The organism is Shewanella sp. QJM3NY_23 (assembly GCF_056173105.1).
In genome coordinates this window covers 370230-393845 of sequence record NZ_CM149657.1, presented here as the reverse complement: position 1 = coordinate 393845, position 23616 = coordinate 370230, and the positions used below count along the sequence as shown (strand labels likewise).

Here is a 23616-nt window from a genome sequence, read left to right as displayed (position 1 = left end):
ATTTATCTCACTTTATAGATACGCCGCACCCGTCTGAGCATCCAAAAGACCCAAGGCCAAATGATTAAACTCGATACGGCAGGTAAAAACAGGCTGACATCGAAACTGGCCACATCAACCACAAACTCGACCCAAAATACCACCAGATGGTGCAAACACACCAAACAGGCGATCACTAAGGCTTGCTGCCACATGGGGAAGGTGCGCAGGCGCTGAAAATGCAATACCACCACATAGATAACTAATGACATAGACAAGGCTCGAATGCCCAAATGGGCCCCGAGTAAAATATCCAGCAGTACGCCTAAGATCCACGCCGATAAAATATTGTATCTATGGGGCAACGCCATCGCCCAGTAGATCATTACCAGCAAGACCCAATCGGGGCGCCAGCCTTCGACTATGCTAGGTAAAGGCATGATTTGAAACAGCATTGCCACCAGAAAACTTAACCATACGACCCAGCGGCCGTTGGGAACATGCATACTCATGGAGTCACCTCTACCGCAGCGTCGTCAGGCTTGTCGATCTCATCAGTGCTGGGGACGGCATTACCATCGGGCCACAGCAATAACAGATAACGGATCCTATCTAATGCCGCCAGAGGCTGAGCGGTGACGGTGGCATAACTCTGGCCATCGTCATTATCGACGCTAATAATCCGTGCTACTGGGTATCCTTCGGGAAAACGCTTACCCAAGCCAGATGACACCAAGAGATCGCCAACTCTAAGATCGGTACTCTTAGCAACGTGGCGTAACTCCAGTTCGTCAATTTCACCCGTGCCTTGAACCATCAGGCGTACATCATTACGAGTCACTCGCACCGGAATGGCGTGGGTGGCATCGGAGATCAATAACACCCGGCTGGTGAGTTCGCTAATCTCTACTACTTGGCCCACTACCCCGTGAGCATCCACCACCGGCTGTCCGACAAACACGCCACTGCGCGCACCGTGATTTAACACCACATAATGCCGATAAGGGTCGCTGGCCACTTCCATCACCTCGGCGACCACTTTTTTGGCATCCATATGCACAGGAGAGCCCAGTAGGGAGCGCAGGCGATCATTTTCTTGGCGCAGGTGTTCAAACCTTTGCAGGCGTTCACTCATTAGCAGTTGTTGGCGTAGTAGCTCTTTGTTTTGCTTAGCCAGCATATTGCGGGTCGCCAAGCTTTCTGCCGACCAGTCGAGTACCGCACCGGGAATGTTCGCAACGTATTGTAAGGGGCTTAAAATGGAGGAGATGGATTGACGTACAGGCTCTAGCCTATCGTTAGCCACCAGCAGGATCACTGACAACATGATTGCCAATGTTAGCCTGAATTGATTTGAAATACCGCGCGCAAAAATGGGTTTCATAAAACACTTAAGGCAGCTACCTGCGGCGACCGGGATAACAACTCTATTTGAGTCGTTTGGCTAAATGGGTATAAAAAGCGCATCAAACCGGGTTGCCAGCATTAAGCTGCCTATATTAAGTCGAATTAATTTTCGTCTGAAAAGAGATCGCCGCCATGCATATCGATCATCTCTAAGGCTTTACCGCCACCACGAGCGACGCACGTTAGTGGGTCATCGGCAAGCATCACCGGAATACCGGTTTCTTGCATCAATAAACGATCGAGATCGCGCAGAAGCGAACCACCACCGGTAAGCACCATGCCGCGCTCAGAGATATCTGATGCTAATTCTGGAGGCGACTGCTCTAGTGCCACCATCACAGCACTAACGATGCCAGACAGCGGCTCTTGCAGTGCTTCTAAAATTTCGTTGCTGTTAAGCGTAAAACTACGCGGAACCCCTTCGGCAAGGTTACGGCCACGCACTTCAATTTCCAGCACTTCATCACCTGGATAAGCCGTACCTATGGTGTGCTTAATCCGCTCTGCGGTAGCTTCACCAATCAGGCTGCCGTAGTTACGGCGCACATAATTGATGATGGCATCATCAAACTTATCACCACCAATACGCACTGAAGAGGAGTACACCACACCATTAAGCGAGATAATCGCCACTTCTGTGGTACCACCACCAATGTCGATAACCATAGAACCGGTTGCTTCCGATACAGGAAGACCTGCACCAATTGCCGCCGCCATTGGCTCTTCAATTAAATAGACTTCACGCGCACCCGCACCCATCGCCGATTCACGGATCGCACGACGCTCAACTTGAGTCGCGCCAACGGGCACACACACAAGCACACGTGGACTTGGACGGAAAACACTGTTGTTATGCACTTGCTTAATGAAATGCTGTAACATTTTCTCGGTAACATAAAAATCGGCAATCACGCCATCTTTCATTGGCCGAATGGCCTGAATATTACCCGGTGTACGGCCCAGCATCTGCTTGGCTTCTGTGCCCACAGCGGCAACAGACTTCTGTCCACCGCTGCCGCGTTCGCCACGAATAGCCACTACCGAAGGCTCATTTAACACTATGCCCTCTTCGCGAACGTAAATTAAGGTGTTTGCCGTACCCAAATCGATCGAAAGATCGTTAGAAAAAATGCCACGCAGCTTCTTGAACATGTAACCAGCCTGTCTCAGTCGAGTCGGAAAAATAAAAATCAGGTAACTTTATCAATCACCCCCCGATTCCACAAGGATATTATGCGGATCTCACCATAAATATCTGTTCATCTGCGAGGTTTGTATCATAAGTGACGTTAGCGGCAGAATTACGCGCCTTATTGTGGCCATTTATGCCTGTCAGTGCACAACGACAGCCCGTTCCCGAGTGGCCAGTGGCTTACCGCACTTCACGCCAAAATATCACCTTGTCGTGCCCCCGATAAGTGCCAAAATAAGCACTCGCGCGTGGATCATACAAGTTACTTGGCGCTACTCCATCGTAATCCCAAAACCATTTTAACCACGGCGCCACATGTTGCTTTAACGGCACTTGGCCGCTGGTATTTGGGACAGAGAAATACAGGTGCCCGTTACCTCGATTAAGCGTGCCCAGTTGCTGGGTTAATTCAGGCTCACTATAGGCGTTAATGTCAGCAAAACCGTTTGGGCGGCTCATGTGTAAACCTAGAATGGCGGTTTCACCTGTGTCGCTCGAGGTAGTGACATCATACTGGCTACAATCATCTAAACTATTGGTCTGCCACAAAGCCTCACCCGTGGCGCTGACACTGGTAACATATTCGGCTTTCAGTGGTAAGCGCAGGCTCTCGGACTCTGGACCATAGCCATTATCTAGCACCATACGGCCATAACGTAATTGCATATCATCGTTAAGCCCAATGTCGTCAAAATTGATACCGCTACAACTGTCGCTAGGGCTAACTTGGTAGCAGATGTTATCGCTATCTTTAACATCATCGCTTGATAGTTGTAGCTCTAGCAAGGCATCGAACGGCGCAATCGGCGTTGGGGTACGATTATAGCTGAGCGAGCTGTTAAGCAAATAAGCCGAACGCGCAATATTGCTATTGCCAGGCAAGTAGCGCACTTCTCCAGCATTGACCTCGGCTAAGGGCGGTAACGATGAGCCCGTGATATTGCTAAATATCCGCTTATCCCAATTATTAGTGTATTTCCACCAATCACCAATCTGATAGTTTTTGGTTTCATTACCTTGCTTATCTTTACCGATAACCAATAAACGCGGTTCCAGCCCAGACTTGAAACCGAATGGTTGATCCATATAGGTAAAGCTACCACAAGCACTCTGCAGCGATGGCTCCACTGGGGTAACGGTTAAATAGTAAGGCGTAAAGCGACCTATGTTGCCGCTTGTCGCGCCAGCGATACTATAGCCAAAATAACTAAACGGACGTGGCTGCGCCGAAAAATTAAAGACCCCAACTTCAGAAATCGACTGCTGAAGCAACTGCTCGCCGGATTGTTGCTCATATTCGGTTAGCCCTAGGGTGCCTTTCTCCCCCCCTTCGTTCAGTGTGGGACTGACCAACTCATGGGTCAATTCAATCCCGCTTAAGGCAAAATTAGGTGTCACCTTGTTACCACTGCAAATATCGCTATCGTTATCAGATTGCCACGCCATCGCTTTAACGGTCATCTCAAATGGCTCACCAGCTCGAGAAAATGGCGCGCCATTGACAGTGCAATCGCTGCACACGGCAGACTCGATACATAAGCCCACCGGGCGGCGCACAAATTTACTGCTGCCATTCATGATTAAACCCTGCTCCTCGCCACTGCCGCTATAGCGAGCATTGAGCTGCATCTGGCCGGCATCGGCGTAATTAACCTCAATGCGCGCTTGGCCATTTTGATCAAAAACTAACTCTACCCCCTCGGCACTGGCCTGCGAGACACCGACAGATTTTTCACCCGCCTCGGTGGTGACAACCACAGGTAGGGTGCCGCTCGAGGGCGAGATATAATCACTCCAAAAACTCACGGTTTTACGTTGATTTTGAAAAGCGGGTACGCATTGCTGATTGGCATCGCCCTGCTTTACTGCTTTTACCCAAATGTCCTTAGCAGGTTTATTCGACAGCTCATCAGGCACCGCCATAATAAAACCACTTTCGGCAAAGCTTAAGGTACAACTGGCCACATCGAGCGGCCCATTCCCCTTGCGACACAGGGTATCGCTGCCAGCAATCGTGGCGGGAGTCGAACTGGTCACGCCAATTGTTACTGGCGCAGGAGTATTTGACCTGAGACTGACTTGTGCAATGCCATCGACTAAATTTACCGCTCCACCGCCGACCCAACCGCCGTTAGCCATTGCCGCTGGCGCAAGATAAGCCGTTACCGGGCCGGTGAACAGATCGCACTGGGCATTACGACACGCCCGCAGCGTCATGGGCTCTGGATTACAGGTTAATGGGTTGCTCGAATAGTCGAACTCGAAATGGTGTACCTGCTGGCCAACAGGTCGAGAATCAAGGGCGCACACTTCAAAGTTATCAATTTCATGGTTGTTGTTAGCGCCACCGGTCGAGCCAGTAATAGAGAGATAAAAGTCATCTGGCACCCCGCCTTGCCCATTAATGTTACGCGCATCAAATTCGGGAACTAATACCTTAAACCCATTACCGTCTTTAATATCACGCTCAACCAAGACTAGTGCTTGGCCTGAATTACGTGAATCAACCGTGATCCGATAGCGATGATTGGGCCCAGCAGTATTAGTGCCTCTCACATCTATTGCCGGATTTAGATTAGCCGCCGTGCCCGCCAGATAACGATAGCTGCTGCTGGTTGAACCTCGGAGCGTAATCGATTGCGGCCTAAATCCTGGGCCACCCGTTTTGCCTTCATTGGGATTGGCAAAATTACCATACTCATCTAGACCAACACCTATCCAGCCACCCGCAAATCCCGCAGTGCCATTGTCTCTGGGCGCATAACCTAAGGCACCACCAAAGCTGCCTGGCTGAGGCGTGATGGACGCATCGGATAAAATAATGCTGACCCCATCACCGCCATTTCCTCCCGAGGGCGACCAAGCAAAATAATCAAATTCGACCTGAACGAGGTTATCTTCAGCGGGAAATAAACGCTGAAAAGTACTCGATGTGGATTGGTTTCCACTGGCTGGAGTGATGCGCATTCGCTGGCCGTTAATCGCCGGCGGCGCTGAATTCCCCAAGGTTTTAATCGCCCAGTCACTGCCGAGATCGTTTCGGTTAAAATTATCCTCAAAACAGCTTAATACCGGAGCGTCATCGACCCACTCTAACGCCACAAAACCGTAAGCTTCACCCAGATGATAACGCTCGCTATTTTGATATTGGTCCTCATCGGTCACCATGCTGACACTATCGCGACTCAGCTGGCAACGCCTGAGCCAACCACCGTTAGTGCCATTGCGCGACTGCTTACCCGCCACCAAGGTGGGCGAATGGTTAAAGCCTATTAAGGGTGTTAAATAATTACATTGGCTTTGTGGACTCACTGCATAATTTGCATTGGTCGTCATGGCGTCTGAGCCAAATTGGAACCTCACCTCACGACCATCTAACGTGATGATACCGTTACCACTTTCTAAGGCTAAATACCCCACTTGTTCACTATTGAGCCGATTTAACTGAGTACCTTCTGGCTGGCATAATTTATTACCAACCCCTTCCCCCTGACCAGACTCTACGACCTCAGATACATCGATACCAAGGGAGATATTGCTGTCATTCCATTTTGCTGTACTGGTTAACCAGCAGCGGTTAGCTGAAGATTGAATTTGATTCAGCACCACATCAAAACGCCGATTGGTGGCTACCTCTTGATAGTTTTCACTTCTATCATAAATTGGAAGGTTAATATCAACGAGCCCTGCTTGCAGGTGTGTACCATTGGATAACACATGCTCTCCAGGAAGCACTGCGACCCAATGGATCTCCGCCATAGGTTGAGCAACCTGATTTGATTGAGGTGGCTGAGCCTGGCGCCAGCTAAACCCTCGGGATGAGACTTGCGACAGAAACACCGACGCAGGACCATCATTATTGGTAGCATTAGCGCTAATGGTCGGCATGACAAACACCAATGGCGTAACATCATCAGCAAATGGGGTATCAAAAACCACATTACCCACTGTCGCTTTGCCAAATTTGAGATCGAACTCCCCCACTCGCGCCGTGGCGAAAACCTTACTGGTATCTTGCATGGTCAACGTTGCGGCGGTGATGCGCCCCCTCACGATGGCTCCATCTTTTAATTTGGTTTCTCGATCGCTGTAAATAAAGGCATTGATGATTGAATCACCCTTAATCTCAACTTTGTCGTAACCAATAATGGTGGTATCACCCTGCGGATTTGCTTCAATGTGTACATCATCAAAATTCACTTTCTTTTTGATGAAAATTCTCACATCACCCTGTGGCTTAAAAACCAGTTCGTTGGCCTTGCCCTTTACAATGTCATCAATCCAGTAATCGCCGGCGGGCATTATCAGCACGGTGCCATCATCGAGATCTAATGATTTAATTCGATATTCGTTGTTCGTCGCAGAGAAACGTATGGTGCAAGCATCACCGAGTTTAATATCCCCTATCTCTGAGCTGTCGATAAACAGCTCACCAGCACTACAACGGTCATATTTAAGTTTACTGTTACTGTTTTTAAACGCATTACGACCGGTTAATGACAGGCCATCAATATCGATACCGCTGATTGAGCAGGCTCTGTCATTACCCGATAAGGTATCGCAACCCGCAACAGGGCGAGAGCTGGTATCGTTAAATGAACAAAAAGCCAATGCCTGACCCTGGGTGCCATTAATGCGTGCATTGCCACTTTGTTGTAATTGGTGTTTATTGGCATTGTTATCAGAACACAATGCACCAGATTTGCCATGATGGGCCTGCACTACGGCAGGAAAAACCGTTGAAAAGTCAATGGCGTCAAAAGCCAGTAACGGTGATGAAAACCCCGCGACCAATAGACATAAACTGGCTAACTTAGATTTAATCACGCGCTTCGACCTCTATTTTACGGTTAACTCTCAGGCAATTATCACCGTCACATGGCCCTGCGGAGCAGGTAGCTTCACTGCTAATGAGGTACTGCACTGCGCCACTGTAATCGGTCGCGCGGCACATAAGCTGGACGCTACACCCCTGAAAGCCGACTACATTCGGTGGCGTCCAAGATTGGGCGCTGTAATCGCACTCTCCGGCACTCGCATCGAGCGGAAATAAGCGTGCTAGCGCCACATCGGCACCACTGTTGGCTGCGGCAAAAGCGCGAGTGCCCAGCACCTCTAAATTCACCTGTTCGTCAGCATCTTGCACCACATTGATCAATGCCGACGCCAGCAAAAACATCACTGTGATGACAAACAGGCCGATCACCAAGGCGCCACCACGCTGGGCACTCAAGGTCGATGATATTATGGGGTTAACCTTAGGGGACATTGATCACCTGCACTTGGTGCTGATATTGAAATGTTTGACCGTTAACCTCAAATAGTGGGCTTAACTGCACCACCGCATTATTCATTAAGGTTCCAGGTGTGTAACGAATGGGCGCGTCACTGATAAGATTATTCACCACATTTTCGGCCATCAATACCCCAGCCCCCATCTGAGCGGGGCTAGGCTGAGCGGCACTAACATTATAGCCGCTATAACGCCTCACCTCGCCGCTGGCCAAAAAGCAGTAACTGACGGGCCCAGTTACCGTAAAATAGCGCCGCTGCGGCGACGCTTCATCAAAACGCACCGCGCGGTGAAACTCCACCAAACTGCCATTCACCTGCTTAATATCAAACATGCGCCCTGTTGTTCCTGCAGGCGTTGCGCCATAAACATGCTCAGCCGTTAGCGGATATACCACCATTTTATGAGTCTCATCAATCGCTTGTGATGGCTGCATGATACTGCCGTTAGCGGCCGCCTCACCCGGTGCAATAGGCAGTTGCAGGTAACTGGCACTGCTCATTATGGGCACATATTCGATGCACTGGTAAGTCGTCGATACAGAGGTGACGCGGATGCTATTAGGCAGCGCGTTACGCAGCTCTCGCGTCATACGCTCGATGGCAAATCGGCTTTGGCTCAACACCTGATCGACCGAAGTTGATTCAACAAAAATACGGGTGCCCAGCACGATAAAACTGCTCACGCCGACCGCTAAAATCCCTAAAATAATGATCACTGTTACCATCTCAACCAGCGTAAACCCAGAGTGCTGGCGGCGGGTATGAACACTTAGAGAACGATAGTGCATCAGTAGTTACTCCGCAGCGCGTTATAGACGATGGCTTCGCCACTGGGCGTGATCACCGTAATGGTGATTAATTTACTCTTGCTATCGCCATTAGGGTAAGTAACCTGCACCGCAAGTTGATAGTTGGGATATTCTTGCGCATAGGTGCGCGAGGAGTTAAGCATGAGATTATCTTGGGAAAGATTATGGTAATCATCCACATCACGATAGGCATTACGGTTTAACCCAGCGGCGCCAAAGTCACTCTCTGCGGTGCAGGGTAAGCCTGCTGGCAAGCCTCTCTCGGGGCGCGCTGCGGCGCCGCATGCTGGCACGCCGCCATTAGGGTTGGTGTTTTGATCGTAACGTTTGCCCCAAATTTCATTGAGTAATGAATGGGCTAACTCGGCCGAGCGTACACGATGCAGAGTCTCGGCGGCGCGGTCGGCTTGGGGAAACAGCATGGTCGATAGCATCACCAAGGCGATGCTGAGCACTAACATGCCGACCACCAGCTCGATTAAGGTAAACCCTTGCGCCCCATGATGATCTAGGCGGCGGATAAAGTAACTGCGATGGTAAGTGTTAGCGCCCATGGATATAGCCCTGACTTTCAATCGTAAGCGTTAACACCTCATCGGCGCTCACCTTAATATCGCAACCATTACTGCATGCGGGGACACTGCCATCACGGGCAAATTGCAGCGCAAATACCGACAGGCCGTTAAGGCTTAATGCTGTGTTATTGGGCAGTGCTTGCGCTGTACCTGTCACGATAACGCTGCTGCAATCCTCTTGGTAGATCATCATCCGGTAGGCCTTGTTATCGACATTGACGCCATAGCAACGGTCTTGATTATTCATCGCCATCAACTGCACCCGTCGCAACTCGGCGATAAACTCATCTCTTAAGGTGAAGGCACTAAAATTGCTAGCAGAAAAAAACCGTGGCAACACCACCACAGACAAGATGGCAATCAACATGATGGTGGTCACTAGCTCCACAAGGGTAATGCCTTGCTGTTTTCCCATTGATACTCCGCCCACAAGCCGCTGATAGCGTTATATTTTCTAATAACTCAATGAGTATGGCAAATAATGCCGCCCATTTCAGATTTTTATAGCACAGCTTGGTAAAAATGATGCGCATAAAAAACAGTGACAAAAAAGGCCTGCTAAGCAGGCCTTTTCATTGGGTGTTTTATTAACAACCCGTGGTCACACTGGTGATGGCTAAGGTGCCGCCAGTATCTTTTACGCTGTTTTCATATTTGACATAACAAGCGCCTGCCTCGTTAGGGCTATCTTGCCCTTGAGGGTAGAAGTAGATGATGCCTGTATCGGTATCATAAACCCACTCTGTAGTCTCATCGGTAGGTGACTCCGCAGAGGCATCAATATCCAAAACATGCTCTAAGCTGCCTTCCCATTCTGCAATAGGGTGGCCATAATTGAGCGCAACCTTTGTTCCAGCACTATCGACGGTAACTGTTGGGCCATCTGTATCTGCTGCAGCTACTGCTTCATTCCCGGCAATCAGCGACTTGGAATAAACAAGGCTATCGCCCCCTTTCAGCGCCGCCTCTAAGCCGGCGATGGTCGATGCGCGCGCATCACTCTGCAGATTGATAAACTTAGGCGCGGCGGTAACCGCTAAAATACCCAAAATGATAATAACAACCACTAATTCGATTAGCGTAAAACCTTTTTGTTTGTTCATTAAAATAGTCCTATCCTATTAGCAGCCTGTATCAGTAATTACATAAGTGGGGATGGTAGTTGCGTCAACAGCTTCTGTATAAACAAGCTTACAAGCCTTAGCATCAGCTCCAGTCGTCTCAGCTGGGGCACCATTTTGAGTAATCGTCAATGTTGTACCATTGTCGACTACAATCCATTCGGTATCAGCAGTGCCGAATTCAGCATCGATCGCATTATTAAACTCATCGACATCTGCTTGAAGATATCCAAAGTTAGTCACTGCCAGGTTTTCCGCACCGATATCAACACCTTCATCAGCCGCCCAATCAGTCGATGCTTTTTTCTCATCGCCAGCCAAAGCAGCTTTAGCATACACTAGTCCATTCGCACCTTGAATTGCAGCTTTAACACCTTGAAGCGCTGATGCACGCGCATCTGACTGCAAGTTAATAAATTTAGGCGCGGCGGTAACCGCCAAAATACCCAAAATAATAATCACGACGACAAGCTCAATAAGCGTAAAGCCTTGTTGTTTTTTCATGCGGTGTTTCCTTTAATCAAAAATAATAAACTTAATATAAACGACTTAGGCTTAGTGGCATTAACGAGTGAAACTCACTACCGCACCTGTTGCGGGGTTATAAGTGATCCCTTTACCCACGTCTAAATCTGGAGTGGGGATCGCAATACCGCTCGTTTGATCTAAAGCCAATGAATTGACTTGGTGATAGACACACACATCTATATTGCTGACCGCGTCACCATTGAGATCGACCGCGTTGCCACCACTACCGTCTAGCACTCTCACGGTAAACCTTTGATTACGTGCATCTTGGGTATAAAGCACATTACGAGGTGGGCTTTGTAAAATGGCTTTAAATACCTCTTGGCAACTGGCATCGCTCATCTGCGTCACATCGGTCACGTTAGAGGCTGTGCCGGTTGGGAAACCAAAACGTGGATCTACTGAAATAGTGGTGCCATCGAGTACCACACTATTCACGTTACGGCCATCGACTTCCCACTGCGAACGCACAAAGCTGACCGCGGTGGCAAGCCCACCAGCAACGCCATCGACACTGGCATCTTCGGCATCATCGGTCACATTAAGAAAGCGTGGGATCGCGGTTGCCGCTAAAATGCCCAGGATCACGATGACAATGACTAACTCAATAAGCGAGAATCCTTGCTGCTTTAGTCGTCCCATCTTGGTGGTCATATTCATATTTATTGCCTCTATGGTATATAGCGCTAATTCTAACAGTTAAACAAAAATTAGAAACTATTGATATCTCGATATTTAGTCATTATTACTCCAGCTCACTTGTCCGCTATTTAGCTGATAAATTAACTTGTCACCATTGCCGCTGACATACTCACATGCTGGTCCATTATCTGTTGTCGCAACCATCACATCGACCCTGTCAGGTTTGGGCCCCAGTAGCTGTAGCCACAACTGCCGGCATCCTGCCTCATCGGCACGCTCAAGCGTTGGCAGCCCTTGTTGATTAATCAGCACTGGCTCAACGCTGGTGCTGGACTCACCTGTCGACCAGTTCAGCAACAAGCTGTCGGGTCGGCCTTGGCTTAACCACTGGGAGCGCACCATGGCGAGTACATTCACTAACCGGGTATGTTCCACTTTCAGCCCTTGGGCAGTGACTTGCTCGACACTGCCCATAAAGCGAAAGGCTAATACGGTTAAGATAAGCAACAACACCACAATGGCGATCATCTTGCCATAAAGCTGTATTAGTTCACTATCGGCGAGCTGTTGGCGCTGCATCTAACACCGACCCAATGCCTGCCGAATATAAGTCCGTTGCATCATTTTTCAACCCCCCTTGACTGCGTTGAGCATGTCCCACATCGGCAAGTAAATTCCTAGGGCCAAAATCAAGACTATGACTGCGACAATCCCAATTAAAATAGGTTCTAATTTTGCGGTGAGATTTTTGAGATCATAATCGACTTCACCTTCATAAAAATCGGCGGCATCGTTAAGCAGCTGATCGATTTGTCCGGTCTCTTCACCCACCGCCACCATTTGCAACACTAACGGGGTAAACAACTTGCTTTGATTAGACACCCGCAGGATAGAATCGCCCGACTCAATGCCGCGACGCATCGCCACGATGCGGTCATGCATATAGGCGTTATCGACCGCATCGGCCACTAAACTCAACGCTTGGGTCATAGGCACGCCAGCACTGAGCATCATCGAAAAGCTACGGCAATAACGCGACAGCGTCGAGCGCTCGATAATACTGCCCACCGCCGGGATTTTGAGCTTCCATCTATCCCATTGTTTCTCACCCTTCTCGCTGTTATGCCAATAGCGGATCCCAACAAAACCCAGTAGTAGACCCAGCAATAATAAATACCAATAATTGACAAAAAAGTTCGAGGTGGCGATTAACAATTTTGTGGCCCAAGGCAGGTCTGCACCAAAACGAGAGAACATCTCGGCAAACTTAGGGATCACCATAATATTAAGCACTACCATGGCCAACGCTACGGCAATTAACACAAAAATGGGGTAGCGCATCGCGGCTTTAATCCGGCGCCGCGTCTCTTGTTCGCGCTCGATATAACCTGAGAGCTGAATAAAAGCATCTTCGAGCTTACCCGTGTTTTCTCCCACATGGATCATCGACACAAACAGCGCATCAAAGACATCGGGATGATGATTCATCGCCGACGACAGGGGCCGACCGGCGGTCAACTGCTCAGAAATGTCTTTTAACGCCAGTTTCATCCGCTGTGAATGGGTGCTCTCCGACAAACCAGCAATCGCGCGCAAAATAGGGATCCCCGAGCGCGTTAATGAGTACATCTGCCGAGTAAAAATTTGTAACTCATCTAGCCCTACCTTGCCTTTAAACAGAGTTCCTAAATTAAAGTCACGCTTAGGTTTAGTTTCAATCAGCTCTAGAGGGATCACCGCGCGCGACATTAATTGGTCGGCAGCGGCGCTCGCCGACACGGCGTCGAGTAGTCCGGTCACCGCCTTGCCTTGGGCGTCTCTACCACGGTACTGATAAACCGGCATGGTTATACCCCATCCTGATGGCTATGCACTTCACTCGCCAGCGGTATTCTGGTCTCGGAGGCATCCTCCACCAATTTAGCCACTTCCTCTATGGTGGTAATACCTTGGGTTAGGTAATCAAAGGCCGATTCGGCCAGCGGCGTAAAGTTAGGGCTACGATAAGCTGCAGCGGCAAAATCTTGCGGGTTACCACGGCGCATCGCCTCAATCATGGCATCATCGAGCTCTAAAATTTCAAACACCCCCACGCGGCCACGATAGCCGCTGCCACCACAGCTTTGACAACCGGTACCAATACGCAAGTTTGCTTGGGAAAAGTCACGTCGGCTTACCGAACTAAGCCAAGCTTTATCTTGAGCGTTCATATCAAAGGGCTGCGCACAATGCTCGCACACGCGGCGCACCAAACGCTGAGCAATAATGACCCGCAGTGCACTGGCCACCAAGTAACTGGCGGCGCCCATGTCGAGTAAGCGCAGCGCACTAGTAACTGCATCATTGGTGTGCAAGGTCGATAACACTAAGTGACCCGTCAGGGCACCTCGCAGACCAATTTCTACCGTTTCTTGGTCACGCATTTCGCCTACCATGATGATATCGGGATCTTGGCGTAACGTGGTGCGCAATACATTAGAAAAATCGAGGCCAATTTTATGATTCACCTGCACCTGATTGATGCGAGGTAATTGATATTCAACCGGATCTTCAACAGTAATAATTTTACGGTCGGCGGTATTCAGCTCACTTAATATGCCATACAAGGTAGTGGTTTTACCGCTACCTGTTGGCCCCGTCACCAGCAACATACCATGGGGACGTTTAATCTGTTGCCTTACCCGGGCTAGCATCGCCGGCGGCATGCCGGTTTCGTTAAGCGTTAACAGTCCTGCGGATTGGTCGAGCAAACGCATTACCACAGACTCGCCATGATAAATCGGCATGGTCGACATACGCACATCAATCTTATGGCCCTTGACCTCCATATGAAAACGGCCATCTTGGGGCAAGCGTTTCTCTGAAATATCCAGCCCGGCCATCAACTTTAGGCGTAACACTAGGGCGGCTGCGATATTGACTTCCGACAGGGTATGTTCTTGTAACTGACCATCGATACGCTGACGAATGCGCAGTACTTTTTCGCCCGGCTCGATATGAATATCCGAGGCGCGCATCTGCACCGCATCCTTAAAAATAGACTGTAACAGTTTAACCACAGTGGTTTCATTATCACTGTCGTCATCGGTCAAGCTGGCCAGATTAAATTGATCGTCGGCGGCATACTCTTCATCTAACTTGCCCGCAATCTGGGCAATTTCACCAGTACGACGATACAGGTTATCAAATGCGTGCAGCAGTTGAGTTTCGGTCACTACCGCAATTTTGATCGTTTTCGGTGCAAGCAACACCTCGATGTTGTCCATCGCCTGCAGATCGGCCGGATCGCTCATGGCCACCAATACGCTGTCACCGTGATCTTCGACGACCAAAGCACGATAACGGCGTGCCTGAACCTCAGGCAATAAATTGATCACTTGCGGTGCGATCGCCCGGCGGCTGATATCTAAAAAGGGAATATTAAGCTGTTGAGATAAAAACCTCAGCAGCTGCTCTTCACTGATATAAGCCAAGTCGATTAAGGTGCGCCCCAGTTTTTTACCTGTCTTTTTTTGCTCCGCCAAGGCCTGTATTAGCTGCTCTTCACTAATAATGTGTTCTTGTACCAACAAGTCGCCTAAGCGCATTTTTAACTTGGGTTTCACTCAACATCTCCTAACTGCGCTAAACGCTGGTCGATAAATGCAATCGCAGAGGCTGATAGACCATTGAGTGCCAACGCCTGACGATACGCTTGTTTAGCCAATAAAAACGCTTGCTGAGAGTCGAGCGCATAAGCCAGCCCCATCCACCATTTTGCTTGATTAGGTTCGACTCTCGCCAACTGGCGATAACTCTGTTCGGCCAACGCAAACTGCTGTACTTGCTGCGCCAAATGACTCTGTATGGTTCACTTTTGCACCGCGAGTGCATGCTCATCCGGGATAGTGGTTAACACAGCTAATGCCTTATCTATTGCCCCCGACGCCTCGTACACTCGGGCTTGCAGCAAAGCATAATCAACATGCTCAGGATATAAGACTCGCCCTTGCGCTAACGTGCTGTCGGCATCGCCGAGCCGCCCTTGGCCATAGTAGAGCGCCGCTAAATGTTGCCGAGCCTGATGCAAGCTTGGGTCGAGGCGAATAGCCTCAGAAAAATAATCTTGCGCCTGCGCAAGTTGCCCCTTATTTTGCGCTGTTTGCCCTAAAGCAAAACGCTTTTGTGCCAGCGCCGCGGGCGTTAGCTTAACCTCTGTGACGGCCATCGCTCCTGTAATTGAGCTGGGCTCTCCCCCTGTAGGCTGGCGCGCACTGCTATCACTCACATCTCTGGTGGTTACTGTATTTTTGAGCTCTGTGTTTTTGGGCTCTGTGTTTTTAATATCAGCATTTATGCCTGCATCGTCGCCATTAGCGGCTTCTGAACTGATGTTTGTCTTGGCATGGGTAGAGGCATTAGCCATCAATAAAGAGGGATTTATCTCCGTGGGGACCACTTCAAGCTGCTGTGGCACTGGCTTTTCTGCTGCCACGTTTTGATAGTGTGTTATCACTGGCTCAACTGACTGAGTTAACGTACGCTCTTGTGCCACAAACTCTGTTGTCGGCCGCTGTGATTGCTGCAAATCTTGCTCAAGCTGGGCCTTATCTTGGGCTAAAACAGCCAGCTTCTGCCACGCGATAGTGGCGCCTATCATGCCGCACACAGACAACAATAGGAGTAAAATCCAAGGTAATAGACGTAAAAAGCCATTCGGTGCTGCCGCAACATACTGCATGTCAGGTACAGGTAACGTATCTAGCGAATGAGCTTGCTGGCGCTTATCGAGATCTTTGAGCATGGTATTAATCACACTCATACTAATACCCCACTAAACCAGCTCCACACTGCGATAGACAGTACTGATAAGGTGGCAACACCTGCCAACCACCAGCGTGGGCTGCGCAGCTCAGATCCAGCATCTTCAGTATCGTTAATGGCGGCGCGAATATGACGAGGCTGCACTTGTGACGCCCCTTCACCAAAGGCCAATAACAGCGCCTTATGAGACAAAATATTGATCAATCTAGGGATCCCTCGTGCCGCTTTGGCAATACGCCGACAGCCACTGGGTGAAAATAACGCGGTGCCTTGATAGCCCGCAATGTGCAACCTATGGGTAAGGTAAGCGGCTGTTTCGTCGATGGTTAATGGCCTTAAACGATAACTAAAAGTGATCCGCTGCCTTAACTGACGAAATTGCTTCAAGCTCAAACGCTCATCTAATTCTGGTTGAGCGAATAACACTACCTGTAATAACTTGCGGCTTTCGGTTTCAAGATTAGTAAATAACCGCAGCGCCTCTAGACTGTCATCAGGCAGTGCCTGAGCCTCATCTAACACCAGCACTATCGAATGACCATGGGCCGATAACGCAATCAACTGTTGCTGAATTAAGCTGGTCAGCTGCTGTTGATCGATATTGGCTGAATATTTCAGCCCTAGCTCTAAGGCGACAGCCCAACGCAGCTCTGCAGGCGTGAGATAAGGGTTAGGCAAGTACGCACAATGGAACCTAGCAGGAATATCGTTAAGCAACTTGCGGCAGATAAGGGTTTTACCTGTGCCGACCTCACCAATCACCTTGATAAAGCCTTCACCTGTTTGCAGCGCCGTTTGCAGTACTTGCAACGCCTCAACATGAGGCGCTAACCCAAAGAAAAACTCCGTATTGGGCGTTAATGAAAACGGGATCTGCGCCATGCCAAAGTGCTGTCGATACAAGTGACGCTACTCCTTTATTGGCTCAGGATACCAGCGGTCGAGCAAGGCTTTTGAGCGTTCAAGCTCAGCTTTCCAGGTATCGGCGCCAACAACCGTGGGCTTAAGTAGAATCACCAACTCAGTTTTCTTTAAGGAATTAACCCGATTAGTAAAGACTTCGCCCAGAAAAGGAATGTCACCTAGCAGTGGCACTTTAGAGACCAGTTCAAGGGTTTCACTCTTCATCAAACCACCGATCACCACCACATCACCAGTACGGGCTTTAATGACGGTATCGGACTCGCGGATCTCACTTTTTGCCAGCGGTAGCTCTAGGGTACTGTTAGAAATTTTAATTGATTTGTTTTGCTCTTTAATATCGATAACCGAGGGGTGGATATGCAGCAGCACATTACCTTCGGCATCTATTTGCGGCGTAACATCCAAGGCGATACCCGAGAAAAATGGCGTCAGTTCTACCTCTGGAGTGGTCACAGGCGTAGTGCCAGCCACGGTAGTTGAAGACACATCGGTAACAAAATACTCGTCACTGCCCACTTTGATCACCGCCTTTTGGTTATTCGAGGCGGTCACCCTTGGGCTAGAGAGCACATCGACATCGCCTTGGGTATCGAGCAGAGTGATCATACTGGCAAAATCACTGCCAGTGATTTGTAATGAAGTCACGCCTCCTAAAGCGGCGGTGATCTGATCGCCAAACGAGCCCGCTGAGGTTCCAAAATTAACCTTGGTATTACCATTGGCTAAAGCAGTACCCACGACATTTTGCCACTGGATCCCCTGTTGATAGTCGTCCGACAGGGTCACTTCTAAAATTTTAGCCTCTAGGATCACTTGACGTTGTAGGTGACTCTCGGCCGTTTGTAAAAAGGTTTTCACCTGACGCAACTCATTTGGAAAGGCACGAATCGTCACTAAACCGGCTTGCGGGGTAATAACGACTTGGCGACCATTACCTGTCTCGCCAACAATCGACACTAAGGTCTCTTTCAAGTCGCCCCAAAAATCACTTTTGGTGGTCGAACGGATAAAGGTGCCATTGGTGGTGTCGTTACTGTTGTTATTACTGTTATTGTTGTTCGAATCGTTATTGGAGCCAAAATTACCGTTATTATTGTTACCGTTGTTATTGCTGTTGCTGTTGCTGTTTGAGTTATTGGTATCGGAGATTCGTCCCGAGTTGACCGAAGTGAGCGAAAGGCCGTTGCGCTCCATGTGCAGGTAATTTAGCGCGAAGGTCTCGGTGCGCATACCCGCAGGATAGACGCGTAAAATACGCCCATCACGGCTTACTTCATAACCATAAATATCTTCCACGACTTGCAAGGCTTCACTCAGGGTCACCCCTTTTAGTGACAGTGAAATCGAGCCGCTGACATTAGGATGCACCGCCACACTCAGCGGCGTGCCTTGCACTAGGCTTGGGAAAAACACCTTTGCATCAACATCATTGGCAGACACATCGAAACGCCGCTCAGGAGGCATCATGGGGGCCACGCTGCCCAGCATTGACGCTGAAGCGAGCTCACGCTGCACCGAATCGGGCATCTTAGCTGCGGGTGGTATCTCCGCCTGAACTTGCTGCTGAGCTATGGAGCTTGATAATGCCGATTTGGCTTCTACAGGCTGCGGACGGTCCGTTGTCTGACATGCCGCTAATAGCAGCACCAGTAATGGCGTTATGGTTCTTACTGCGGTCATTTATTGTCCCTTAGTCTCTGTTACGGCTTGGTACAAGGTGAAGTGTCGGCCATCGGCTAACCACACGCCGTTGGCATTAATGCGCACTATTTTGACCCCTTGCACCCGGTCACCTAGGGTGAACATCTTGTTATTAAAAATCGCTGTCGCGCTGTTATCCGATATCAACACACTGTTTAATTTGAGCGTGTCAGTACCTTGTTGCTGACTGACTGAGTGCGACACCGCACCGACCCCAGGTTGAGTGGGATCCCGTAACGATTGCGCCTGTACCGTGATGACCAGCATACTGGCACAAGTGATCAACAAGGCTAAGCCAGATTTCATCTTATTTAGCAACACTGATAAAGTCCTTATTGATACTTAAGGTGTATAACTCCAAAACCACGTTTGCCTTCGGGTACTCATCGACGGTGTAATCAAGCTGCTTCCAATAAAGCTTATTCGGCATATTTTCTACCGCTTGAATAAATTTAAGTGTGGAAAAATAGTCGCCAACAAAGGTGAGTTTGATGCCATGGCTGTACAAATTCAGCTTATCTTTGTCAGCAACTTCCAGTAAAGGTTGTGGTGCGAGTGTATCGAACGAGTGTAATTTCACTCCTTTGATCTGCCCCAGCAATTGGCTCAACATCGCCGGCATATGTTCGGCAGGCACCATATCCACCATCTGAAACGACAGCTGTTGGTCGATATCCGCCAGCTGTTGCTCTAACGTGGCTAATCGTTGCCGATATTCTTTGTCGGGATCTTGGGTTAATCGCTGCTGATAGAGATCAATTTGCTGTATTGATATCTTATTTTCAGAGGCTATGGTGCTCACTTGTCGCTGCAGTGCATCACGTTTAAGCAATAATGACTCTAATGGAAAATAGAGTAGCGCACCTATGATGGCAATCGTGGCACTTGCAATCATCACCCGCTCGCGCTGGGTGAGTTGGTTAAACTGCGCCCCCCATTGAGACCATAATGGCTTCATTGGCTCGACTCCTTCGAGGCTTCACTGCGAAGCACAAATGACAGCGGCTCCCCTTCACCCCGATTGATGGTCAAGGTGCTAAAGGCTTGGCCTTTTAAAGTATCGACCTGTTTTAAACGCTCAACCCAACGCGGGACATCCTGCGGCGCACTGCTATAGCCTTCAAATATAAATTGTTTTTCCATAACCTGAATTCGGGTCAGCCAAGTGCTGCTGTCTGCTACGCTAGCCAAGTCAGTTAATAAGGAGGAATAACCGTGACTGGTCAGCGCTTGCACATGGCCGAGCTCTCCCAGTAATTGGCGTTTCAGCTCAAGCTGTTGGGTCACCAAATCCACCCGAGCCACTAACATCGATGACGCGCCGCGCGCGGCTATCTGCTTTTCTAACTGCGCTTTTTGGCGGTCATAGTCTACCTTTTGGCCACTTAATTGAGCGTGCTGCTGTTGCAAACGGTTAACGCTCCAATAGGTGATGCCATTGGCTATCAATAATAAGCATGCCACAACTAACGCCACTTGGCATAAACGTGCGAAAGAGAGCCGTAATTGAGGCGGTAACAGCGAAGGATGAAATAAGTTAACCCTGAGTTTTTGCGTCATCTACGCCACCTCCAGTTGAGCATCGCGACTAAACTCGGCATAAGCAAACTCAGCCAGTTTGTCTGCCACGCGCTCACAGGGGATCACCTCGACTTTTTGGTCAAAGTTTGCCGATAACAAGTGAGCCAACTCATTACGATCGCCCTCCATTAACAGATCGATCGAGGCGACTGGCGCTTGACGGAATTGGCTTTCAAAATAATCCATCGAGCGTTGCAGCTCGATACTGAGGTTATCGGCAATCTCTAAGCGCAGATCGGCCGCCGATACTGTATTGATCTGATTAAAGCCTCTGACGCTGCGTTGCATAAACAGTTGCCCCTGCTTAATCACGGCCAGCATCAAATCACTGTTTGGCGTATGGCACAAAACTAGTCTCGCTTGGCTGTCATTGACTTGATAATTACTGATAGCCATCTCTTCAATACTGATGCCGGCAATGGTTATCTCATGTTGCTTAGCGGCCAACGCCAAAGCGCTGAGCATGGCACGTTCGACCACCACCACAGTCAACTTGTTGCTGCTCGATTGTGGCGCTTCAAAATAATCTAAGTGCAGCTCATTAACAGGCTTGGCCACCATATCTTTAATTGACCACAATAAGGCTTGGCCTATCTCTTCATCCGCAACCGGTGGCTTGTCGACCAACAACAATTGGTAATAGCAATCGCTGAGTACTATATGTAGATTGGCACGCGGGATCTGCGCAGCAAGCGTCGCGAAGGCAAGATGCCAATCTTGTTTAATCAAAGGGATTTTTATCAAGGTCGGTGATTCTCCTCCTTGATAAACCGTGATCTCATCGGCATCAATAAAGACACCGACATTAGCGCTAGAATGTGATTTTTGCCAAAAGGCCAGCTTACTCAAAAAACTTTGTTGCATTAAGGTGCGCCCACTATTTTATACTCAATCTGAGTTGAGTGATCTAAACCACCAAACAATCCAATCACAGCGCAATATTGAACCTAAGGTAAGTTTTAAAACATCGTAAACATTGTGGTTATTGTAGCGACTAATTTCTTAATTTTATAGAAAAAAGCCCACAGCCATTTGGTGTTATCATTTTACTTTACTCTAGCATGCCTGTCTTAACCAACTCTGTTGTGTATTAGCATCATATTTCTTGCACCGGATCGCTAAACAGGCTGCCCTGCCCGGCACTGACCCCAAGAATTTTGAGCGTTTGCCACTCTTCAAATGACTCTATCGCTTCGGCAAACACCTGCACTTCAGAGCGATATAAACCGCCGATAAGACTTCTTACAAACAATTGATTCTCTTGACGTAAATGAATCTGTCGCACAATAGAGCGATGCAATTTAATGATATCAAATTTACAGCTGGTAATGTATTGCATGCTCACCACCTGTTGTCCTACACGGTCAACACACAGGCTGGCGCCCATTTTACTGATCATATTCAGCGTAGGGGTTAACTGCTCGATATTATTGACCACAATATCTTCATTGACCTCAATAATCAGTTTTGGTGCCAGATTACGGTATTCGAGCAAGGTGGTTTTAAACCAACGAATAAACGCGCGGCTGGTCAGGGTATCGAGACTGAGGTTAATACTGTAACGCTGAGCGTTTTGAGGATTATTACCCAGTAGATCAAATAATACCGCCTCTATCACCTGACGCTCAATTTGGGGGGTGAGGCCACACTTAATCGCCATAGGTAAAAACAGGGTGGCACGAACCAAGTTACCTTTGCTGTCGCGTAGCCTGCTCGACACCTCTCGGTGATGCTCTACCCCATCACTGTCTAGCACGGCTTGTGAATAGATAACCACCCGCTTGTTAACCAGCGCATACTCTAAAAAGCTGCGCCAACGCACTGAACCTCGGGCAAATTCTTCATCGACAGCACCTTTATCATACATAAACCAGCCGCTAGCGCCTTGAAATTGCGCCGCACGTAGCGCCATCTCCGCCTCTTCAATCAACTGCTCTTTACTGTCGCCCACCTTGAAATACGCCACGCCAATGTGGAAAAAATCATCACGATTAACCAGTCCCTCCAGTGGCTGCGCCAAACAAACTTTCAGCAATTTAGCCACTAGCTTTTCAACATCGGCCAAGGAAATTTGAGGAACCACAATGGCAAACTGATTGTAGGAGCGGCGTGAAAAAATACTGTTGGCGTAATTGTTGAGCAACTGGTTAATATCATTAATGGTGTGGCTCAGCATCTCTTGAACGGCAAACTCATCGTGCTCTTGCTGTAATAGGTCTAAATCTTCCATCTCTAATAACAGCAGCACCCCAGGAGCAAGCATCCCTTGGTTGTTACTTAGCGCATCGAGACGGTTTTTCAAAAATAGCCGATTGCCTATGCCTGTGGCAGGATCGAGGAAGGTGTTAGAGCGAATCACTTGATCGAAACGCGCTCGCTGTTTTTGCGCATCATCGAGCTCCAGCAGCAACTGCGTCAAGGCACGGTTGATCAACCTTGGTCGCCCATGACCGCGTTCCGACAAGGCCTTGTCATAATCGCCAGATAAGATGAGATGGCTGCGTTTAGCTAAATCTTCAACGCCTTCAAGTTGTTGGGCTAACCAGAGGTAGCCCCAACGCACAAAGATCGCGATAGCCGTTAAGCCTAGCAGCAAAATCAACCCGCCATAACCACTGATCTGATTGAATTGCAGCGGACGGGGCAAACTGAGCTCAAACATAAGCGCTGCTTGATCGGCTGTAGCGGACAAACTTGCTATTGGCGCGACAGGTAAGATGGCACGTTCATAACGAATAACGCGCCGCTCAGCCAAAGGATTATCGTAGCGATAAAGCACCTCATTTTGACGTGTAAACACAAATTGCTGCGCCTGATAGGCCGACAAGAGTTGCGGTAGCCAAAGATCGAGCCGTTGTAATTGCGCTGGCGCTTGATGCTGCGACAAAATAGTGCTGAGTTGCGAGACTTGCTGTTGCTGCTGTTTATAGGTCAGTTGCATGACACTAAACACTGCGGTCAGCAGAAAAATAAAAGCCATCGCCACTAGCGATAGCAGCCAGAAACCGGTGAGCTTTTTGGTTAATAGTACAGTTGCTTTCATGCCGCTTCCTGCAGAA

23 protein-coding genes are annotated in these 23616 nt (G+C 48.9%); all 23 read right to left on the bottom strand.

From position 1 onward, the window contains the following. Window positions 1-2: 2 nt before the first annotated feature. Window positions 3-491, bottom strand: a complete 489-nt coding sequence (mreD, locus tag AC0VXX_RS01890) for a rod shape-determining protein MreD (protein ID WP_475515680.1) — start codon at window positions 489-491, stop codon at window positions 3-5. Continuing rightward, a complete protein-coding gene (gene mreC / locus AC0VXX_RS01885) occupies window positions 488-1363 on the bottom strand; it encodes a rod shape-determining protein MreC (protein ID WP_475515679.1) in 876 nt (291 codons plus the stop codon). The genes mreD and mreC overlap by 4 nt, the downstream gene beginning before the upstream one ends. A gap of 125 nt (window positions 1364-1488) precedes the next feature. Then, window positions 1489-2538 carry a rod shape-determining protein gene (locus AC0VXX_RS01880; protein WP_475515678.1) on the bottom strand — a complete coding sequence of 350 codons (1050 nt, stop codon included), beginning with the start codon at window positions 2536-2538 and terminating at the stop codon, window positions 1489-1491. A gap of 220 nt (window positions 2539-2758) precedes the next feature. Further along, a complete protein-coding gene (locus AC0VXX_RS01875; RefSeq protein ID WP_475515677.1) occupies window positions 2759-7405 on the bottom strand; it encodes a DUF6701 domain-containing protein in 4647 nt (1548 codons plus the stop codon). Next, a complete protein-coding gene (locus AC0VXX_RS01870) occupies window positions 7398-7847 on the bottom strand; it encodes an MSHA biogenesis protein MshP (RefSeq protein ID WP_475515676.1) in 450 nt (149 codons plus the stop codon). Before AC0VXX_RS01870 ends, AC0VXX_RS01875 begins: the two co-directional genes overlap by 8 nt. Then, a complete protein-coding gene (locus AC0VXX_RS01865) occupies window positions 7837-8661 on the bottom strand; it encodes a PilW family protein (RefSeq protein ID WP_475515675.1) in 825 nt (274 codons plus the stop codon). Before AC0VXX_RS01865 ends, AC0VXX_RS01870 begins: the two co-directional genes overlap by 11 nt. Next, window positions 8661-9236 carry a prepilin-type N-terminal cleavage/methylation domain-containing protein gene (locus tag AC0VXX_RS01860; protein WP_475515674.1) on the bottom strand — a complete coding sequence of 192 codons (576 nt, stop codon included), beginning with the start codon at window positions 9234-9236 and terminating at the stop codon, window positions 8661-8663. Before AC0VXX_RS01860 ends, AC0VXX_RS01865 begins: the two co-directional genes overlap by 1 nt. Then, a complete protein-coding gene (locus AC0VXX_RS01855) occupies window positions 9226-9672 on the bottom strand; it encodes a pilus assembly FimT family protein (protein WP_475515673.1) in 447 nt (148 codons plus the stop codon). The genes AC0VXX_RS01860 and AC0VXX_RS01855 overlap by 11 nt, the downstream gene beginning before the upstream one ends. A 172-nt stretch (window positions 9673-9844) precedes the next feature. Continuing rightward, complete coding sequence (locus tag AC0VXX_RS01850) at window positions 9845-10360, bottom strand: type II secretion system protein (protein WP_475515672.1); 516 nt, start codon at window positions 10358-10360, stop codon at window positions 9845-9847. 18 nt (window positions 10361-10378) lie between these two features. After that, entirely contained in the window at window positions 10379-10882 is a 504-nt protein-coding gene (locus tag AC0VXX_RS01845; protein WP_475515671.1) for a type II secretion system protein, read from the bottom strand. 60 nt (window positions 10883-10942) lie between these two features. Then, the gene (locus AC0VXX_RS01840) at window positions 10943-11566 is read right to left on the bottom strand and encodes a prepilin-type N-terminal cleavage/methylation domain-containing protein (protein ID WP_475515670.1); all 624 of its coding nucleotides are present in this window, start codon (window positions 11564-11566) and stop codon (window positions 10943-10945) included. A gap of 75 nt (window positions 11567-11641) precedes the next feature. Beyond that, a complete protein-coding gene (locus AC0VXX_RS01835; protein ID WP_475515669.1) occupies window positions 11642-12127 on the bottom strand; it encodes a hypothetical protein in 486 nt (161 codons plus the stop codon). A gap of 48 nt (window positions 12128-12175) precedes the next feature. Then, window positions 12176-13393: a type II secretion system F family protein gene (locus AC0VXX_RS01830; RefSeq protein WP_475515668.1), complete on the bottom strand. Its 1218-nt coding sequence runs from the start codon at window positions 13391-13393 to the stop codon at window positions 12176-12178. 2 nt (window positions 13394-13395) lie between these two features. After that, window positions 13396-15153 (bottom strand): GspE/PulE family protein, encoded by a 1758-nt coding sequence (locus AC0VXX_RS01825; protein ID WP_475515667.1) that lies wholly within the window; start codon window positions 15151-15153, stop codon window positions 13396-13398. Then, entirely contained in the window at window positions 15150-15383 is a 234-nt protein-coding gene (locus AC0VXX_RS01820) for a hypothetical protein (RefSeq protein WP_475515666.1), read from the bottom strand. The genes AC0VXX_RS01825 and AC0VXX_RS01820 overlap by 4 nt, the downstream gene beginning before the upstream one ends. Window positions 15384-15398: 15 nt before the next feature. Continuing rightward, window positions 15399-16349 (bottom strand): tetratricopeptide repeat protein, encoded by a 951-nt coding sequence (locus tag AC0VXX_RS01815; RefSeq protein ID WP_475515665.1) that lies wholly within the window; start codon window positions 16347-16349, stop codon window positions 15399-15401. Then, window positions 16346-17254: an ExeA family protein gene (locus AC0VXX_RS01810; RefSeq protein ID WP_475515664.1), complete on the bottom strand. Its 909-nt coding sequence runs from the start codon at window positions 17252-17254 to the stop codon at window positions 16346-16348. Before AC0VXX_RS01810 ends, AC0VXX_RS01815 begins: the two co-directional genes overlap by 4 nt. A 6-nt stretch (window positions 17255-17260) precedes the next feature. After that, window positions 17261-18955 carry a pilus (MSHA type) biogenesis protein MshL gene (mshL, locus tag AC0VXX_RS01805; protein ID WP_475515663.1) on the bottom strand — a complete coding sequence of 565 codons (1695 nt, stop codon included), beginning with the start codon at window positions 18953-18955 and terminating at the stop codon, window positions 17261-17263. After that, the gene (locus tag AC0VXX_RS01800; RefSeq protein WP_475515662.1) at window positions 18956-19297 is read right to left on the bottom strand and encodes an MSHA biogenesis protein MshK; all 342 of its coding nucleotides are present in this window, start codon (window positions 19295-19297) and stop codon (window positions 18956-18958) included. After that, window positions 19284-19934: an MSHA biogenesis protein MshJ gene (locus tag AC0VXX_RS01795; RefSeq protein WP_475515661.1), complete on the bottom strand. Its 651-nt coding sequence runs from the start codon at window positions 19932-19934 to the stop codon at window positions 19284-19286. The genes AC0VXX_RS01800 and AC0VXX_RS01795 overlap by 14 nt, the downstream gene beginning before the upstream one ends. Then, the gene (locus tag AC0VXX_RS01790) at window positions 19931-20536 is read right to left on the bottom strand and encodes a PilN domain-containing protein (RefSeq protein WP_475515660.1); all 606 of its coding nucleotides are present in this window, start codon (window positions 20534-20536) and stop codon (window positions 19931-19933) included. The genes AC0VXX_RS01795 and AC0VXX_RS01790 overlap by 4 nt, the downstream gene beginning before the upstream one ends. Further along, window positions 20537-21421: an MSHA biogenesis protein MshI gene (locus AC0VXX_RS01785; RefSeq protein WP_475515659.1), complete on the bottom strand. Its 885-nt coding sequence runs from the start codon at window positions 21419-21421 to the stop codon at window positions 20537-20539. It abuts the gene before it with no gap. A 232-nt stretch (window positions 21422-21653) separates the two neighbouring features. Continuing rightward, complete coding sequence (gene csrD, locus AC0VXX_RS01780) at window positions 21654-23600, bottom strand: RNase E specificity factor CsrD (protein ID WP_475515658.1); 1947 nt, start codon at window positions 23598-23600, stop codon at window positions 21654-21656. Window positions 23601-23616: the final 16 nt, after the last annotated feature.